At 71.4% G+C, this 17,306-nt stretch carries 11 protein-coding genes; 9 read left to right on the forward strand and 2 right to left on the reverse strand.

All coding sequences use genetic code 11. The annotated features are described in order from the left end of the window. The first annotated feature begins 98 nt into the window (after positions 1 to 98). From hrpA to VGU65_RS01230, 6 genes are all read left to right on the forward strand, one after another. Positions 99 to 4,328 carry an ATP-dependent RNA helicase HrpA gene (hrpA, locus tag VGU65_RS01205; RefSeq protein WP_327472329.1) on the forward strand — a complete coding sequence of 1,410 codons (4,230 nt, stop codon included), beginning with the start codon at positions 99 to 101 and terminating at the stop codon, positions 4,326 to 4,328. A gap of 180 nt (positions 4,329 to 4,508) precedes the next feature. Further along, positions 4,509 to 6,623 (forward strand): bifunctional (p)ppGpp synthetase/guanosine-3',5'-bis(diphosphate) 3'-pyrophosphohydrolase, encoded by a 2,115-nt coding sequence (locus VGU65_RS01210; RefSeq protein WP_327472330.1) that lies wholly within the window; start codon positions 4,509 to 4,511, stop codon positions 6,621 to 6,623. Between the two features lie 75 nt (positions 6,624 to 6,698). Further along, positions 6,699 to 8,441: a hypothetical protein gene (locus tag VGU65_RS01215; protein ID WP_327472331.1), complete on the forward strand. Its 1,743-nt coding sequence runs from the start codon at positions 6,699 to 6,701 to the stop codon at positions 8,439 to 8,441. Between the two features lie 10 nt (positions 8,442 to 8,451). Further along, complete coding sequence (locus tag VGU65_RS01220; RefSeq protein ID WP_327472332.1) at positions 8,452 to 9,279, forward strand: SDR family oxidoreductase; 828 nt, start codon at positions 8,452 to 8,454, stop codon at positions 9,277 to 9,279. Between the two features lie 280 nt (positions 9,280 to 9,559). Beyond that, positions 9,560 to 11,863 carry a penicillin-binding protein 1B gene (mrcB, locus tag VGU65_RS01225; protein WP_414655778.1) on the forward strand — a complete coding sequence of 768 codons (2,304 nt, stop codon included), beginning with the start codon at positions 9,560 to 9,562 and terminating at the stop codon, positions 11,861 to 11,863. A gap of 12 nt (positions 11,864 to 11,875) precedes the next feature. Next, a complete protein-coding gene (locus VGU65_RS01230) occupies positions 11,876 to 12,397 on the forward strand; it encodes a tetratricopeptide repeat protein (RefSeq protein WP_327472334.1) in 522 nt (173 codons plus the stop codon). A gap of 51 nt (positions 12,398 to 12,448) precedes the next feature. Here the strand turns inward: VGU65_RS01230 and VGU65_RS01235 are convergent, their stop codons facing one another. Further along, complete coding sequence (locus VGU65_RS01235) at positions 12,449 to 12,838, reverse strand: MAPEG family protein (protein ID WP_327472335.1); 390 nt, start codon at positions 12,836 to 12,838, stop codon at positions 12,449 to 12,451. Positions 12,839 to 12,932: 94 nt separating this feature from the next. Between VGU65_RS01235 and yoaA the strand changes: the two genes are divergently transcribed. Beyond that, entirely contained in the window at positions 12,933 to 14,870 is a 1,938-nt protein-coding gene (gene yoaA, locus VGU65_RS01240; RefSeq protein WP_327472336.1) for a DNA repair helicase YoaA, read from the forward strand. 176 nt (positions 14,871 to 15,046) lie between these two features. On the opposite strand, the gene VGU65_RS01245 is transcribed toward yoaA, so the two are convergent. Then, entirely contained in the window at positions 15,047 to 15,925 is an 879-nt protein-coding gene (locus VGU65_RS01245) for a helix-turn-helix transcriptional regulator (RefSeq protein ID WP_327472337.1), read from the reverse strand. Positions 15,926 to 16,052: 127 nt separating this feature from the next. Here VGU65_RS01245 and VGU65_RS01250 point away from each other — a divergent pair, with 127 nt between their 5' ends. Further along, a complete protein-coding gene (locus VGU65_RS01250) occupies positions 16,053 to 16,205 on the forward strand; it encodes a hypothetical protein (RefSeq protein ID WP_327472338.1) in 153 nt (50 codons plus the stop codon). Positions 16,206 to 16,339: 134 nt separating this feature from the next. Then, entirely contained in the window at positions 16,340 to 17,170 is an 831-nt protein-coding gene (locus VGU65_RS01255; protein WP_327472339.1) for a helix-turn-helix transcriptional regulator, read from the forward strand. The last annotated feature ends 136 nt before the right edge of the window (positions 17,171 to 17,306 follow it).

Here is a 17,306-nt window from a genome sequence, read left to right on the forward strand (position 1 = left end):
TCCTGGTGGGTACCGCGCCAAGGTAGCGGCTGGCCGGGCCCGAGTGAAATGAATCGTTCCGATCGGCGCCATAGCCTGCAGCTATGATGTGCGGTCCCATGAACGACACCTCACCCTCCACGCCCCCTGCGCCCCGCCTGCGCGCCTTGCGCGAGGCGATGGCGGGCGTCTGCAGCCGCGACTTCGGGCGGTTGTTGGGACGCTGGCGCGGGCTGTCGCGCCAGCCCGACGCGAGCAAGCTCGACGCGCTGGCGGCCGACATCGCCGCCTCGGCCGCACGCCGCCAGGCGCGCGCGGCGGCCAAGCCCGCGATCGCGCTGGACGAGGCGCTGCCGATCAGCGCGCGCGCGGATGAGATCGTGGAGCTCATCCGCAGGCACCAGGTCGTGGTGATCGCCGGCGAGACCGGCTCGGGCAAGACCACCCAGCTGCCCAAGCTGTGCCTGGCCGCTGGCTGCGGCGAGGCGGGCATGATCGGCTGCACCCAGCCGCGCCGGCTGGCCGCGCGCTCGGTGGCGCGGCGCGTGGCCGAGGAACTGGGCACGGCGCTGGGCGAGCAGGTCGGCTTCCAGGTGCGCTTCAGCGACCAGGTGTCCGACCGAACCCTGGTCAAGTTCATGACCGACGGCATCCTGCTTGCCGAGACGCAGGGCGATCCCTGGCTGTCCGCCTACGACACGATCATCATCGACGAGGCGCACGAGCGCAGCCTCAACATCGACTTCCTGCTGGGTTACCTGAAGCGGCTCGCCGCGAAGCGGCCCGAGCTGAAGATCATCGTGACCTCGGCCACGATCGACACCGCACGCTTCGCCGAGCACTTCGGCGACGCGCCGGTGGTGTCGGTGGAAGGCCGCGCCTATCCGGTGGAAGTGCGCTGGCGGCCCGCCGACGCCATGGGCGCGCGCGGCGGCCGCGAACGTCGGCCGCAGGCCGCCGAGGCGGCCGACCGCGTGCAACAGGGCAGCGCCGAGCACGTCGCGCTGGCGCTGGACGAGATCATGACCGACCGCAGCCTGGGCGGCGGCCCCGGTGACGTGCTGGTGTTCCTGCCCGGCGAGCGCGAGATCCGCGACGCGCACCTGCTGCTCTCGCGCCGGCAGTACCGCGAGACCGAGGTGCTGCCGCTGTACGCCCGCCTCTCGGCCGCCGACCAGGACCGCGTGTTCAAGCCCGGCCCGAAGCGGCGCGTCGTGCTGGCCACCAACGTGGCCGAGACCTCGCTCACCGTGCCGCGCATCCGCTACGTGGTCGATACCGGCAGCGCACGGGTGATGCGCTACAGCCAGCGCAGCCAGCTCGAGCGGCTGCACGTGGAGCCGGTCTCGCAGGCTGCTGCCGACCAGCGCAAGGGCCGCTGCGGCCGCATCGGGCCGGGCATCTGCTACCGCCTGTACGACGAGGCGGATTTCGAAAGCCGCGCGCGCTACACCGATCCGGAGCTGCTGCGCTCTTCGCTGGCCAACGTGATCCTGCGCATGCTCTCGCTGAGGCTCGGCGAGGTGGAGGACTTCCCGTTCCTGGAAGCGCCCGACCCGCGCATGGTCGCCGACGGCTACCGGCGCCTGGCGGAGATCTCCGCCATCGACGAGCGCCGCCACCTCACCGCCATCGGCCGCCAGCTGGCGCGGCTGCCGATCGACGTGCAGCTGGCGCGCATGCTGGTCGAGGCGCACGAGCGCCATGCCCTGCGCGAGCTGCTGGTGATCGTCGCCTTCCTGTCGATCCAGGATCCGCGCGAGCGGCCGGCCGATGCGCGCCAGCAGGCCGATGCGGCGCATGCGGCATTCGCCGATCCGAAATCCGACTTCGTCGGCGTGCTCAACCTGTGGCGCGAATACACCAAGGCGCACGAGGAACTCACCCAATCGAAGCTGCGCGACTGGTGCGGGCGGCATTTCCTGTCGTTCCTGCGCATGCGCGAGTGGCGCGAATTGCACCGGCAGTTGTTGCTGGTCGTGGCGGAACTGGGCTGGAAGCTCGACGCTGGCGTAAGGCAGGACCCCTCTCCCCCGGCCCCGCCGGGGGAGAGGGTTGGGGAGAGGGGGAGGCCTTTGCGCAGTGAAGCGCCAGCGCCCCGTCGCGCCAGGAAAGTTCAAGGCGAGTCCCGACCCCTCACCACAGCCCTTTCCCCGGAGGGGAGCGGGAGCGGACGCGAAAGGCTGCCTCGTGGCGAGCCCCGGCCCCTCACCTCAATTCTCTCCCCGGGGGGGGCAGGAGGCGAACGCGAAGAGCGGGTTATCGAAGAAAAAGACGCTGCGCGTCTTTTTGAAGCGATCCACCGCTCCCTGCTGGCCGGCCTGCCCACCCAGGTCGGCCACAAGGACGAGAAGGGCATCTACCGCTCCACCCGCGAGCGCCGCTTCCAGGTCTTTCCCGGTTCGGCGCTGGCCAAGGTTCCGCCTGCCTGGATCTTCGCCGCGCAGATCCTGGACGTCGGCGGCCGCGTGTGGGGCATGAGTTGCGCGCGCGTCGAGCCGCTGTGGATCGAGCAGCAGGCCGCGCACCTGACGAAAGCCAGCTGCCGCGACGCGCACTGGTCGCGCAAGCGCGGCGCGGTAGTGGCCTACGAGCAGGTCAGTCTGTTCGGCCTGACCCTGGTCGAGCGCCGGCCGGTCACGTTCCAGCAGCAGGACCCGGCGCTCGCCCACGCGATCTTCCTGCGCGAGGCGCTGGCGCGTGGCGACCTCGATGCCCGCGCCGACTTCGTGCGCGCCAACCAGCGCGTGCTCGCGCAGGCGCACGAGATCGAGGCCAAGCAGCGCCGTGAAGGCCTGGTGCGCGGCGAGGAGGAACTGGCCGGTTTCTTCGAAGGCAAGCTGCCGCAGGATATCGCCAGCAGTCGAGCGCTCGATGCCTGGTACGGCCGTGCGCGTCCCGCCGAGCAGGCCGCGCTGCGCTGGTCGCTGGAGGAGGTGATGGCCGGCGGCGCCGGGTTGGACCCGAAGGCCTTTCCCGCCACGCTCGACATCGCGCCTGAATCCGCAGTCGGGTCGCCGGCGGGCTCACAACGCTACAAGCTCGAATACCGCTTCGTCCCCGGCGACGAGGCCGACGGCGTCACCCTGCAGCTGCCGCTGGCGATGCTCAACGCGTTGCCGGCCGCACGCTGCGAATGGCTGGTGCCGGGCCTGCTGGCCGACAAGGCGGCGGAGCTGATCCGCGGACTGCCCAAGGCGCTGCGGCGCAACTTCGTGCCGGCGCCCGATTTCGCGCGCGCCTTCGCCGAGGCCGAGGCGCCGCGCGACCAGCCGCTGGCCGAGGCGCTCGCCGCCTTCCTCAAGCGTGCCACCGGCGCCGAGGCGCCGCCGGCGGAATTCGCCGCGGTCGAACTGCCGATGCACCTGAAGATGCGCTTCCGCCTGCACGACGAGCGCGGCAAGACGCTGGCCACCGGACGCGATCTGGCCGCCCTGCGCGCGCAGTGGGAGAACCAGGCCCGCGAAGCTTTCTCGCGCAAGACCGACGTGGAGCTGATCCGCGAGGACGTCACCCGCTGGGACTTCGAGGAAATCCCGGCGCAGGTGCGCTCCGAGGGCGGCCTCACGGCATTCCCGGCGCTGGTGGATCTGGGCGAGGCGGTGGCGCTGCGCGTGTTCGAACGCGGCGACGAGGCGCGTGCGGCGCACGTCAAGGGCGTCGAGCGGTTGCTGCGCAACGCGCTGGCCAGCGAGATGAGACAGGTGCGCCGGCGGCTGCCGATCGCCAATGCGCTGTCGCTCAAGTACGCCCCGCTGGGCAGCGTCGAATCGCTGCGCGAGGACCTGGCCGAAGGCGGTTTCGCCGATCTGCTGGCCACGCACGGTCTCGATGCGCGCATGGCGGGCGAGTTCGAGGCGCTGCGCGCCGCGCTGGCGCGCGAGCTGTTCGGCGCCGCCGTCGAGCGGCTCAAGCTGGTCGAGCCGGCCATCGAGGCGCAGGCCGAGCTCAAGCCCTGGCTGCAGCCGCCCCTGATCGGTTTCGCCCGCGCCAGCTACGACGATCTGCGCGAGCAATTGGACGCGCTGCTCGCGCCCGGCTTTGCCCGCGAACTGCCGACCGCGCGCCTGGCGCACTATCCGCGCTACCTCAAGGCGATGCGCCTGCGCGCCGAGCGCCTGCGCCAGGACCCCGCCAGGGATCAGCAGCGCATGCTGCAGGTGTTGCCGTACTGGCGCGAATACCTCAGGCAGCAGGCGGCCGGTGCGGGCGACCTGGACGAACTGCGCTGGCTGATCGAGGAATGGCGCGTGTCGCTGTTCGCGCAGGAGCTCAAGACGGCCGAACCGGTGTCCGCCAAGCGGCTGGCCAAGGCGCTGGAAGAAGTGCAGGCCGCGGGATCGCGCTAGCCCGACGCGCAAGGGAGTCGGCGCTCGAACGATGGCGGCGCCAGCATGCGGACAACGCGGCCATCGGCACGGTGGGTTCCTTCCGCCGGGCACCGCTTCGCCCGCGAGGCGCGTGCCGCTCCCTCGTCCGAGCGGGCGCCCTGGCCCCGTCCTAGAATGGACGCCCAGAAGGTAGTCGCCATGGCCCCATCCTCCCGCTCCGTATCCACCCGCCTCGCGCAATGGCAGGCGCGCGCGGCTGCCTCGCCGCTGCTCGCGGGGGCGCTGGATGCGTGTGCGCCGGCCAGCGAGACCGAGTGCGCGGACGTGCTCGACCTGCTCGCGATGCTCGGCTGCGACGCGCAGACGCAGGCCGCGGCGGTGTGGTTCGAGCTGGCCCGGCGCGATCCGTCGGCGTGGGAGGCGCGCGCCGGCAGCCTGCCGGTGGAGTTGCGGCGCCTGGTCGAGGGCCAGCTCGCCGCGCAGAAGGTCTGGGCATTGCATGCCCAGCGCGCGGCGGGCACGTCCGAGGGCCTGCGCCGGCTGCTGCTGGCGATCATCCGCGACCTGCGCGTGGTGTTCGTGCTGCTGGCGCGGCAACTGGCCAGGATGCGCGGCGCGGCGGCCTTGCCCGAAGACGAGCGCATGGCGCTGGCCAGGCTCACCCGCGACATCCATGCGCCGCTCGCCAATCGCCTGGGCATCTGGCAGCTGAAATGGGAACTGGAGGACCTCGCCTTCCGCCACCTCGAGCCGGACACCTACAAGCGCATCGCGCGCCTGCTCGACGAGCGGCGCGCCGACCGCGAGGCGTTCATCGCCCAGGTGCTGGCCGAGCTGGGCGCGGCATTGCGCGATGCCGGCATCCAGGCCGATCTCGCCGGGCGTCCCAAGCACATCTATTCCATCTGGAAGAAGATGCAGCGCAAGGAGCTGGACTTCGCCGACCTGTACGACATCCGCGCCGTGCGCATCCTGGTCGACAGCGTCGCCGACTGCTATGCCGCGCTGGGCGTGGTGCACGCGCAGTGGCAGCACCTGCCGCGCGAGTTCGACGACTACCTCGCGCGCCCCAAGGGCAACGGCTACCGCTCGCTGCACACGGCGGTGATCGGGCCGCAGGGCAAGACGCTGGAGGTGCAGATCCGCACCCACGCCATGCACCGCGACAACGAACTGGGCGTCGCGGCGCACTGGCGTTACAAGGAAGGCGGCGGCGCAGATGCGGAATTCGAGGCGAAGATCGCCTGGATGCGCAAGCTGCTCGAGCCGCGCGCCGACGAGGAGCTGGCGGCCGAGCTGCGCACCGAACTGATCGAGGATCGCGTCTACCTGCTCACGCCCAAGGGCGAGGTGTTCGACCTGCCACATGGCGCAACGGTGCTGGACTTCGCCTATTACGTGCATACCGAGGTGGGCCATCGCTGCCGCGGCGCCAAGGTCAACGGGCGCATCGTGCCGCTGACCCACCAGCCGCGCAGCGGCGACCGCGTGGAGATCGTCACCGCCAAGAACGCCGAGCCCAGTCGCGACTGGCTCTCGCCGCACCACGGCTACTTGAACACCAGCCGCGCCCGCGAGAAGGCGCGCAGCTGGTTCCGCCGCATCGCCCACGATGCCAACCTCGCGGCCGGCCGCGCGCTGCTGGAGCGCGAGCTCAAGCGCTTGGCGCTGCCCGCGGCCGACCTGTCGAGGCTGCCCGCGCACTTCCACCTGAAGACCCACGAGGAGCTGCTGGTCGCGCTCGCGCTGGGCGAGGTCAGCGCCGGCCAGATCGCCCGCGTGCTGCAGGAGGCGGCGCATCCGGTCGAGCCGACGCCCGCGCCGGCGCCAGCCGTGGCGCGGCATGCCGTCCACGACCACGGCGCCTTGCGCATCGAGGGCGTGGGCAACCTGCTCACGGTGCTCGCACGCTGCTGCCAGCCGTTGCCGGGCGACAGCGTGCGCGGCTTCATCACCAAGGGTCGCGGGGTCTCGGTGCACCGCGCCGATTGCGCGAGCCTGGCGCGGCTGGCGCGCCGCGACCCGGACCGCGTCATCGAGGTGGAGTGGGGGCGTGCCAGCGCGCAGTCCTACCAGGTGGACATCGAGCTGCACGGTTTCGACCGCAAGGGCCTGCAGAAAGACGTCACCAGCCTGATCAGCAACGTGGGTACGCCGATCGTTGCGTCCTCGAGCCGGCTGGAGGGACGCACCGGCGAGGTGGAAATGCGCTTCACCCTGCGCGTGCGCGATTTCGAGCAGCTTTCCGCGTTGCTGGGCAGGCTGGTTGCGCTGCCCAATGTGGTGGAAGCGCGGCGCGTCAGCGCAAGCTGAACGCCGCGTCATCGCGGCCCGGCGCGCCAGGTTCGCGATGCTAAGCTGCGGGCGTTGCCAGGACAGCTTGGGACCATGAGCGGACGCAAAGACCACCATAGCCAAGATGGGAGCCGGGACGGGCGCACCGAACCCACGCTGGGCAATCTGCGCGACCTGGACGCACCGCGCTCGCGTGCGGACGATCCGGACGACCGCCTGCCCCAGATCAATTTCGAGGCGCCGCGACGCAGCGCTCCGGTGCGCCGCCACCATGCACGCCTGCGTGCATGGCACGTGATCGTGGCAGTGCTCGTGCTGCTTCTGGCCGGCGGCGTGTGGACCCTGCGCCAGTACCAGAGCAGCCTGCGCGACATGGTCCCGCGCACCGAGCTCAATGACGTGCTGAGCCGCGCCGACGCTGCGTTGCGCGACGGCCACCTGGACGGCGCCGACGGCACCAGCGCGCGCGAGCTCTACCAGTCCGCGCGTGCGCTGGAGCCGGACAACGACCGCGCGCGCGACGGCCTGCACCAGGTCGGCATGGCCGAGCTCTCCCGCGCCGACACCGCCTACCGCGCCGGCCATCTTGACGAGGCGCAGCAGGAACTCGCCGTCGCGCGCGAACTGCTCGGCGGCGGCAGCGACGTCGACCGGCTCGATCGCATGATCCAGCAGGCGCGCGGCGCCGCCGTGCCGGCCGACGGGCTGGTGGCGCAGGCCCAGCAGGCCCTCGCCGCCGGCAAGCTCACCGGCGCCGACGGCGCCGGCGTGCTGTACCAGCGCATGCTGGCTGCCGATCCGAACAACGCCGTCGCCAGGCACGGCCTGGACCAGGTCGGCGCAGGCCTTGCCACGCAGGTGCGCGCGGCGCTGGCCAACGGCGACCCCAACACCGCCTCGGCCACGATCGACCAGCTTGCCGCGCTGTTGCCCACCTACGGCGACCTGCCGGCGCTGCGCGCGGCGCTCGCGCAGGCGCAGCAGCAGGGTAACGGCGCACTGCTGGCGGCGATCTCGCAGGGCCAGCAGGCCTTGCGCGACGGCCGCATCGCCGGCAGCGGCGACGACACCGCGCTGGCGCACTTCAAGGCCGCGCAGGCGATCGATCCAGGCAATGCGCAGGTGCGCGAAGGCCTGGGCCAGGTCGCGCAGGCGCTGGTCGTGCAGGCCAACGCCGCGCTCGACGCCGACGACACGGCACAGGCGTCCAGCTTGCTGGACCAGGCCGAGGCGCTGGCGCCCAAGTCCGCCGACCTGCTCGCTGCCCGTGCCCGGCTGCGCAGCGCGAGCGCACCCGCCGCACGCGCACCGGCCAATCTGTCCGCGAAGGGCGCGCCTGCGGCACCCGCACCGGCGGCCGAACCGCCGGCACCGCCGCCTCCCGTATTGACCCCCGAACAGATCGATCAAGTCGCCGAACTGGTCCACCGTGCGCGCCAGGCGGCTACCAGCGGCCAGATCATGCTGCCGCCCGGCGAGAGCGCCTACGACCTGTACCGCAACGCGCTGGCCGTCGACGGCAACAACCAGGCCGCGCTGCAGGGGCTGCAGGATCTTCCCGGCCTGGTCATCCAGCAGTTCAACCAAGCGCTGGCCGCTGGCAACCTGGCCAAGGCCAATGAATTGATCGGCGCGCTCGGCGACCTCTCGCCGGGCGACTCGACCGCCGGCGTGCTGCGCGGGCGGCTGGTCGACGCCTGGCTTGACCAGGCCGAGCGGCAACTCGACAGCGGCGACCGCGCCAACGCGGCACAGTCGATCGACCAGGCGCGCAAGCTCGCGCCCTATCAGGCACGCGTGCGCGAGCTTTCGCTGCGGCTGCAGTCGGGCCGCTGAGCGCGCCTGCGTGACCATTGCAGTATTCGGGGCCAGCGGCCAGATCGGCCATTTCCTGCTGCCGCGCCTGCGTGCGCGCGGCGAATCGGTGCTTGCCGTGAGTCGCCACTCGCACCCCGACGGCGACGGGTTGTGCTGGGTCCGGGGCAGCCTTCCCGACGGGGTGCCTGCGTTGCCGCCGCTGCGCGCCGTGGTCAGCTTCGGTCCATTGCAGCCGTTCGCCCGCTGGCTCGCATCGGCGGCGCCGGCGGATGCGCCGTGCGTCGTCGCCACCAGCTCGATGAGCGCCCAGAGCAAGGCCGCCTCGGACGTACCCGCCGAGCGGGAGATCGCCCGCCAGCTTGCCCAGGGCGAGACGGAACTGGCCGCGGCCTGTGCCCGACTCGGTTGTGCCTGGACCGTGCTGCGCCCCACGCTGATCTATGGCGCCGGCCGCGACAAGAGTCTCACTCCGATCGCGCGGCAGGCGATGCGTACGCGCGTCTTTCCGCGCCCGGCCGGTCGCGGCCTGCGCCAGCCCGTGCACGCCGACGACATCGCGCAGGCCGCGATCGCCGCGATCGAGCGCCCGGCCAACCGCGTACTCATGCTCGGTGGCGGCGAGCGGCTGAGCGCGGGCGAGATGTTCGCCCGCGTGCAACGAAGCCTGCCGGTGGCGACGTTGCCGCTGCCGCTGCCGGCCTGGCTGCTGCGCCTGGGCCGCCATGCCGCACCGCGCCTGCGCGGACCGCTCGCGCGCCTGGAGCAGGATCTGGTGGCCGACAATACCGAGCTGGAGGCATGGCTCGGCGTCCACCCGCGCCCGTTCCGGCCCGATGCGGGTTGCTGGCGGCCGTAGCGCAGCTCCGACCGGAAGCTTCGCCCGCACATCCCGAGCACCCCGCGTTCGCGGCGGAAGGACTCCGATGAGGGTTTCCGATCCTCCCCGTTTACGGGAAACGCGGCAGGGCGAATGGTGCCTTGCGAGGTCCCCGGGCATCCCCGCCATCCGGGAGCCACCACCGCGCCCGTGGCAAGCCACTTGCGCAGGTCTGCGTTCAGATGCGCGCGGGGAAGGACGCCCTATCATCGGCGTCACCTTAGGATCCAGGTCTCCCGCCTTGGCACTGATCGATCGCATGGGCGCGCTTGCGCGCCACAGCTGGCGCTTGCTGCGCATTCCGTTCTGGGTCGTGCTGGGACTCGGGCTGGGTTTCCTGCTGCCGTACACGCTGATCCTCAACAAGCGCGTGCAGGACCGCTTCAACGAACTGGTCTTCGCCGTGCCCACGCGCGTGTATGCCCGCCCGCTGGAGCTTGCGCCGGGCGTGCCGATGTCGCCATCGGCACTGGAGCTTGAGCTGACCTTCGCCGGCTACACCCGCGACGCCAGCGGCAAGGTGCCCGGTAGCTGGACCCGCGAAGGCAGCCGTTACCTGATCTCCTCGCGCGGCTACGCCGGCCCCGACGGCGGCGAACTGCCCAAGCGCATCCGCGTGACGCTGGGCAAGGGCGAGGTCGAATCGGTGACGGATCTGGCCAGCGGTGCGCCGATCAAGCTCGCCCACCTGGACCCCGCGCGCATCGCCACCGTCTACGGCGCGCAGCAGGAAGAGCGGCGCATCGTGCACCTGGCCGACGTGCCGCCGCTGCTGGTCAGGGGCCTGCAGGCGGTGGAGGACCGCGACTTCAAGCACCACATCGGGCTGGATTTCACCGCCATCCTGCGCGCGGCGTTCGCCAACCTGCGGGCCGGCCACACCGTGCAGGGCGGCTCCACGCTGACCCAGCAGCTGGTGCGCAACCTGTTCCTGGACCGCAACCAGACCATCGTGCGCAAGTTCAACGAGGCGCTGCTGTCGCTGCTGATCGAGGCGCACTACTCCAAAGACCGCATCCTGGAGGCCTACATCAACGAGGTTTTCCTCGGCCAGCAGGGCAGCCAGGCGGTGCACGGCTTCGCCGCGGGCGCTGAATTCTATTTCGGCCGGCGCATGGAGGACCTGCGTCCGCAGGAGATCGCGCTGCTGGTTGGCATGGTCAAGGGCCCGAGCTACTACGACCCGCGCCGCTTTCCCGAGCGCGCGCTGGCGCGGCGCAACCTGGTGCTGAAGGAGTTCTACGACACCGGCCTGATCGACGCCAACCAGGCGAATGCCGCGCAGGCCGCGCCGCTGGACATCGCGTCCAACGCGCAGCTGCCGCACAACCGCTTCCCGGCCTTCATGCAGCTGGTGCGCGCGCAGATCACCAGCGACTTCGACAACGACACCTTGAGCCAGGGCAACCTGTCGATCTTCACCACGCTCGACCCGGCCGCGCAGATCTATGCGGAACAGGCGATCGCCTCCTCGCTCAAGGGCCTGGGCAAGCGCGGCGAGAAGGTGCAGGCTGCCGGCGTGGTCACCGACACGACCAGCGGCAACGTGCTGGCGGTGGTCGGCAGCAAGATGCCGGGCGACACCGGCTTCAACCGCGCGCTGGACTCGCGCCGGCCGATCGGCTCGCTGGTCAAGCCGTTCGTCTACCTGGTCGCGCTGACCGACCCGTCGCGCTGGAACCTGGGCACGCCGCTGGACGATTCGCCGATCGCCCTGCGCCAGCCCAACGGCAGCACCTGGATGCCGCACAACGACGACAACCTCTCGCACGGCCAGGTGCCGATGGTCGATGCGCTGGCGCATTCGTGGAACCTGGCCACCATCCACCTGGGCCTGGCGGTGGGCGTGCCGCGGATCAAGGCGTTCCTCGAATCCTTCGGGTTCACCGACATCAACCCCAGCCCGTCGATGCTGATCGGCGCGGTCGACCTCTCGCCCTTCCAGGTCGCCCAGCTATACCAGTACCTGGCCGCCGACGGCCACGCGCTGCCGCTGCTGGCGGTGCGCGGCGTGATGGACGGCAACGGCCATACCATCAAGCGCTACGAAGTCGAGAGCGGCAAGGGCGAATACCAGGACGCGGTGCGGCTGGTGACCTGGGCGATGCAGCAGGTGGCCGAGTACGGCACCGCGCACAGCCTGGGCGAATCGTCGCTGGCCTGGCTCAATGCCGCCGGCAAGACCGGCACCAGCAACGACCTGCGCGACAGCTGGTTCTCCGGCTTCACCGGCTCGCACCTGGCGGTGTTCTGGATGGGCCGCGACGACAACAAGCCGACCAGCCTGTTCGGCGCCACCGGCGGCCTGCGCGCCTGGCAGGACCTGTTCCGCCACCTGCCCACGAAGGCGCTTCCCAGCTCGCCCGGCGAGGGCCTGCAGATGGCCTGGATCGACCCGGCCAACGGCAAGCCCACGCAGCCGCAATGCCAGGGCGCGCGGCAGTTCCCGGTCGTCGCCGGCTCGCTTCCCGCCGACACCGAGGGCTGCTTCTGGCAGCGCGTCGGCGACTTCTTCGGCGGCAACGGCAATGCGCCCGCGCCCGCCGCCACCACGCAACCCTGAGACTCACTGACGATGTACCCCGCTGCACGCTTCCGTTTCGCCTCCACCACGCTGGCCGCGCTTCTCCTGGCCGGCTGCTTCAACGCGCCACCGCAGGAGCAGAGGCCGGCGCCCCCCAGCTACGACCGGGTCGCCGCGATCCGCGCCGCGGGCGCACGCGAGAAGTCGGTGATCGACGTGGCGCCGCTGCGCGACCCCGGCATCGGCGGCATGCAGGATGCCGCACAGGCGGACGAGCGCGCCGGCCGCTATGCGGACGCCGCGGCCACGCTCGACCACGCGCTGAAGCTCGCTCCCGACTCGCCCGACCTGCTGCAGGACCGCGCCGAGATCGCCGTGCGCCTGCACGACTACGCCACCGCCGAACGCCTGGCGCGGCAGTCCTGGTCGCTCGGGCCCCAGCTGGGGCCGCTGTGCGCGCGCAACTGGCAGACCATCGTGGAGATGCGCCTGCTGGCCGGCGACGAGGCGGGCGCCGCCGGCGCCCGCAAGGGCGTGCAGGCATGCCACAAGGAAGGCGTGCCGCGCTACTGAGGACGATCCCTCCCGCGGGGGAGGGTCGTCAGCGCGCCCCGTGCGGGGCGTTCAGAGCGCCGCCTTGAGCAACAGCACGATGCCGACGATGCTCACCGCCCACACCAGCGTGCGCAGGTAGGGGATGCCTGCGGCATACACCGGCACGTAGACCAGCCGCGCCCAGAAATACAGCTGGGCGCCCAGCGCGCTGCTCGCGTCCTGCCGACCCATCGCCACCACCGCGAGCACCAGCGCGGCGAAGAATGCGAAAGTCTCAAGGAAATTGCCGCGCGCCCGGTCCAGCCGGCCGGCCACGCCGGTCAATGGCGCTCCTTCCTGGTCGCGAGCGCTGGCCGCCCAGCCCAGGCTGCGCTGGCCAACCGAGGCGATGGCCGCGATGCCGATCTGCACCAGGCCCAGGATCACGCTCCACACCAGCATCTTCAGCTCGATCGCCATCGTGCCGCTCCCCATGGTTGAAGTGCGGCCATGGTGCGCCCGTGCCGCCGCGCCTGCCAGTGCGCATGGCTGGCACCTCGGCGATACTTGCGCGATGACCGATCCCGACGACATCGGCGCGCTGCTCGGCGCCGACGGCCCGTTCGCCCGCGAACTGCCCAACTTCGCCCCGCGCCTGGCCCAGCAGGCGATGGCGCGCGCGGTCGCCGACGCGATCGAGCACCGCGACACGCTGATCGCCGAGGCCGGCACCGGCACCGGCAAGACCTATGCCTACCTCGTCCCCGCGTTGCTTTCGGGGGAGCGGGTGATTGTCTCCACCGGCACCAAGGCGCTGCAGGACCAGCTCTACTTCCGCGACCTGCCGAAGGTGCGCGCGGTGCTCGGCTCGCGCGGCAAGGCCGCGCTGCTGAAGGGGCGCGCCAACTACCTTTGCCTGCACCGGCTGGACCAGACCGTGCGCGAGGGCGGCACCTTCGAGCGCACGCAAGCCTCGCACCTGGCCGCCATCCGCGCCTGGTCGGCGCGCACCCTCGCCGGCGACCGCATGGAACTGGCCGAGGTGCCGGAGGAGTCGCCGCTATGGCCGCGGGTCACCTCCACGCCGGAGAACTGCCTGGGCGTGGAATGCCCGTTCTTCGAGGACTGCCACGTCGTCAAGGCGCGCCGCGAAGCGCAGGAGGCGGACCTGGTGGTGGTCAACCACCACCTGCTGTTCGCCGACCTGGCGCTCAAGCAGGAAGGCTTCGGCGAGATCCTGCCCGGCGCCGGCGCCTTCATCCTCGACGAGGCGCACCAGGTGCCCGAGCTCGCAGGGCAATTCTTCTCCCGGAGCGTCAGCGCGCGCCAGCTCGCCGACCTCGCCGCCGACGCATTGCGCGAATGCAACGGCGTCACCGGTGCCATCGGCCTGCTGCTGGAGCCGGCCGAGGCCCTGCAGGACGCATTGCGTCGCCTGCGCCTGGCGATGGAGCCGCTGCCCGTGCGCGGCCCGTTCCAGCAACTGGACGGGCTGCCGGCCACGCATGAAGGTCTGCGCGACCTGGGCGAGCTGCTCGCCGCCTTCACCGACCTGCTCGCCTCGCAGGCCGAGCGCTCGCGCGGCCTGGCCAACGTGCACGAACGCGCTGCCGTGCTCACCGAACGGCTGGACCGCATCGCCGAGGGCGGCGGCGAGCAGGACGTGCGCTGGTACGAGCTGTTCCCGCGCGGCTTCGCCCTGCATGCCACGCCGCTGGACCTGGCCGCGCCGTTGCGCGCCATGCGCGAGCGCACCCAGGCGGCATGGATCCACACCTCGGCCACGCTCTCGGTCGCCGGCAGCTTCGACCACTTCGCTCGTCAGCTGGGCCTGGACGATCCGCAGGCACTGCACCTGGACAGCCCCTTCGACTATGCGAGCCAGGCGCTCTGCTACCTGCCGGCGGGCCTGCCCGATCCCAGTGCACGCGACCATACCGAGCGAGTGATCGACGCCGCGTTGCCGGTGCTCGAAGCCTCCCATGGCCGCGCCTTCCTGTTGTTCACCTCGCACCGCGCACTGCGCCGGGCGGCGGAGCTGCTCGCCGACCGGGTGCCCTGGCCGCTGTTCGTGCAAGGCAGCGTGCCGCGCCACCAACTGCTGCAGGACTTCCGCGCCAGCGGCCACGGCGTGCTGCTCGGTGCCGCGAGTTTCTGGGAAGGCGTCGACGTGGCCGGCGATGCGCTCAGCGTGGTGGTGATCGACAAGCTGCCTTTCGCGGCGCCCGACGACCCGGTACTCCAGGCGCGGCTGGATGCGCTGGAGCAATCGGGCATCAACCCCTTCATGGGCTGGCAGGTGCCCGCGGCCGCAATCGCGCTCAAGCAGGGCGCGGGCCGGCTGATCCGCGACGTGCACGACCGCGGCGTGCTGATGCTGTGCGACCCGCGCCTGACCACCAAGGGCTATGGCCGCCTGTTCCTCGCCAGCCTGCCGCCGATGCCGCGCACGCGCGAACTGGCCGACGTGCAGGCGTTCTTCCACGACGCGGCCCTGCCGATCGCCAGCTGAAAGGGTGGCCGAGAGGGCGGGACGTCACGCCAGCGAAACGGATCTCGCGGCGACGCCCGCCTGCACAACGGTCACGGGCGACGCCGCCAGGGCCAGGCTCATACACGGTGTATTCGCCGATCGCATCGACATGGATCCGGCAACGAGCCGGGTGAAGCGCGCGACCGACGACAACCTCATGCCTGTCGGATGCGCCCGCTATGGCGCGGCAGCGGGACTGCGGCTGGCCGATTCTGCTGTCTTCCCGAACCTTCCCTGCCCTCGGGCACCAGCATGGTCGGTGCCACGCCGAACATCCGCCGGCAGGTGCGGCTGAGGTGGGCCGAGTCGGCGAAGCCGGCCAGCTGGGCCGCGTCGGTCCACGAGGCGTCCGTCAGGCCGCGCGCCATCGCCAGGCCCACGCGCGCCCACAGCAGGTAGGCGCGGAAGGAGATGCCGGTCTGCGCGACGAACAGGTGGCGGAAGCGGCTGGGCGACAGGTGGGCCAGGGAGGCCGCCTGGGCGAGGGTCAGCGGGGCCTCGGAGCGCTCACGGACGCGTTCCAGCACCGCGGTGATGCGGGGGTCGACGGCATCGTATGCGGCAGGGATGGACGCGAGGTGCTCGACCGCCTGCTGTGCAGCGGCCACCAGTGCCTGGTCCGTTCCCTTCGCCTCGAACACCGCATGCAAGGCCGCCGCCCGTTGGGCGAGACCGTGGTCGTCGAGCAGGCTTACGTCGCGTTGACCGTAGCGGGCGAGCAGTGCGCGGCCGGCGAGTGTCTCCGGCTCGACGAACACTGTCGCCACCGGGTGGCCACAGCCGTCGAACAGGTGCGGCCGGTCAGGCATCACGATGGCAGCAAGAGTCTCGTACCACCTGTCCTCGGCAGCGGCGCGGATCCGCACAGGCAACGCCGACGCCAGCGTGATCTGGATGCCGTGGTGGCTGTGCGGCTGCATCTGGCCGGTGTCGCGGCCGATCCACACGCTGCCGCCGTTCCACAGCAGCACACGCCCGACGCCGGCGAGGCCACGGCGGGGTGCGGCAGCAGCGGCGGGCAGGGCGGGGGGCATGGCGGGTCTCCGCATGGGCAGGACCGAAGGTTAGCCCTTCGATTCAAGCGTCCGGTAGGGGTGGCGCAGAGAATGGCGCCACGGAGCAAACATCCGTATCCCTACCGAAACCAACGAGGACATCACCATGAACGCCATCGACACCTTCGCCTGCCGTTGCACCGACTGCGCCGGTGCCACCTGCGCCTGTGGCTGCCAGGCCGCGCCCGCCACGCAGTCCGGCTGCGGCTGCGGCTGCGCCGCCGGTCGCCCGTGCCACTGCGGTGAGCCGCAAGCCTGAGCCCTGCTGCCGGGCGGCGTGCATTGCGTACGCCGTCCGGGGGTTTTCAGGCGCCAGGGACGAAACCCGCCTTCCACGGAAGACGGGTGGATGGAGGCAGAATCGACACGGCCTTCCCACCGTCCCATTGCGCCATGTCCGACTTCAAGATCGATTGCCTGCTCGCAACACCCCTGGTCGAGGTGCGCGACGTGGTGTGCGCTGGCAGTTGCCGGCATCGGAGCGCGATCGAGCGAACCGATCGCACGCATCTGGTCTTTCCCTATCGCGGCACCTACGTGCGCCACGTCGGCGCGGAGGAGGCGGTGGCCGACGCCAGCCAGGTGTTGTTCTTCAATGCGGGCGAGGGCTACCAGATCAGCCATCCGAATCCGGGCGGCGACGCCAGCCTGTCGGTGGCCGTCGACGAGGCGCTGCTGCGCGAGCTTGCACCGGCCGCGCTGCTGGCGTCGGACGAGCCGCTGCGCTTCGGCCAGCCGCGCCTGCGCATCGACCCCCGCGCGCAGGTGCTGGTCGCGCTGCTGCGCCACTCGCTGCAGGAGGGCGTCGCCGAGCCGCTGGAGGGCGAGAGCTTGGCACTGACCCTGGTGCACCGCGCGCTGGCGCCACGCACCACGCACGCGGCCGGCTCCAGCCAGGGGCGCCAGCGTCTGGTCGATCGCGCCAAGCTGGTGCTGGCGCGCGACCTGGCCAGGCGCTGGACGCTCGCCGACGTGGCGGCGGAGGTCGGCGTATCGGCGGTCTACCTCACCCAGGCCTTCCGGCAGGTCGAAGGCGTGCCGCTTTACCGCTACCAGTTGCGGCTGCGGCTGGCGCGCGCGCTGGACCTGCTGCGCGACTGCGGGGACCTCGCCGCGCTCGGCACCGATCTTGGCTTCTCCAGCCACAGCCACTTCAGCGCGGCGTTCCAGAAGATGTACGGGCGCACGCCCACCGAGTTCCGCCAGGTGGCGCTGCATCGCTAGTTGTGATCTCTCAGTAGGTTGTTCACCCGGGGCGATCCCGGGATTCTGGAGGTGCGACCCAACCAGCACACCAGGAGCCCCGGATGAACCTGCATAAACATGCCCGTCTTACGCCCCGAGGTCGAGCCCTGCTCGT

Source organism: Frateuria sp. (assembly GCF_035943815.1).
Taxonomy (GTDB): domain Bacteria; phylum Pseudomonadota; class Gammaproteobacteria; order Xanthomonadales; family Rhodanobacteraceae; genus Frateuria_A.

Coding starts and splice junctions, on each gene's coding strand:
- hrpA (WP_327472329.1), top strand. CDS start 99: ATGAACGACACCTCACCCTCCACGCCCCCTGCGCCCCGCCTGCGCGCC.
- VGU65_RS01210 (WP_327472330.1), top strand. CDS start 4,509: ATGGCCCCATCCTCCCGCTCCGTATCCACCCGCCTCGCGCAATGGCAG.
- VGU65_RS01215 (WP_327472331.1), top strand. CDS start 6,699: ATGAGCGGACGCAAAGACCACCATAGCCAAGATGGGAGCCGGGACGGG.
- mrcB (WP_414655778.1), top strand. CDS start 9,560: ATGGGCGCGCTTGCGCGCCACAGCTGGCGCTTGCTGCGCATTCCGTTC.
- VGU65_RS01230 (WP_327472334.1), top strand. CDS start 11,876: ATGTACCCCGCTGCACGCTTCCGTTTCGCCTCCACCACGCTGGCCGCG.
- VGU65_RS01235 (WP_327472335.1), bottom strand. CDS start 12,838: ATGGCGATCGAGCTGAAGATGCTGGTGTGGAGCGTGATCCTGGGCCTG.
- yoaA (WP_327472336.1), top strand. CDS start 12,933: ATGACCGATCCCGACGACATCGGCGCGCTGCTCGGCGCCGACGGCCCG.
- VGU65_RS01245 (WP_327472337.1), bottom strand. CDS start 15,925: ATGCCCCCCGCCCTGCCCGCCGCTGCTGCCGCACCCCGCCGTGGCCTC.
- VGU65_RS01250 (WP_327472338.1), top strand. CDS start 16,053: ATGAACGCCATCGACACCTTCGCCTGCCGTTGCACCGACTGCGCCGGT.
- VGU65_RS01255 (WP_327472339.1), top strand. CDS start 16,340: ATGTCCGACTTCAAGATCGATTGCCTGCTCGCAACACCCCTGGTCGAG.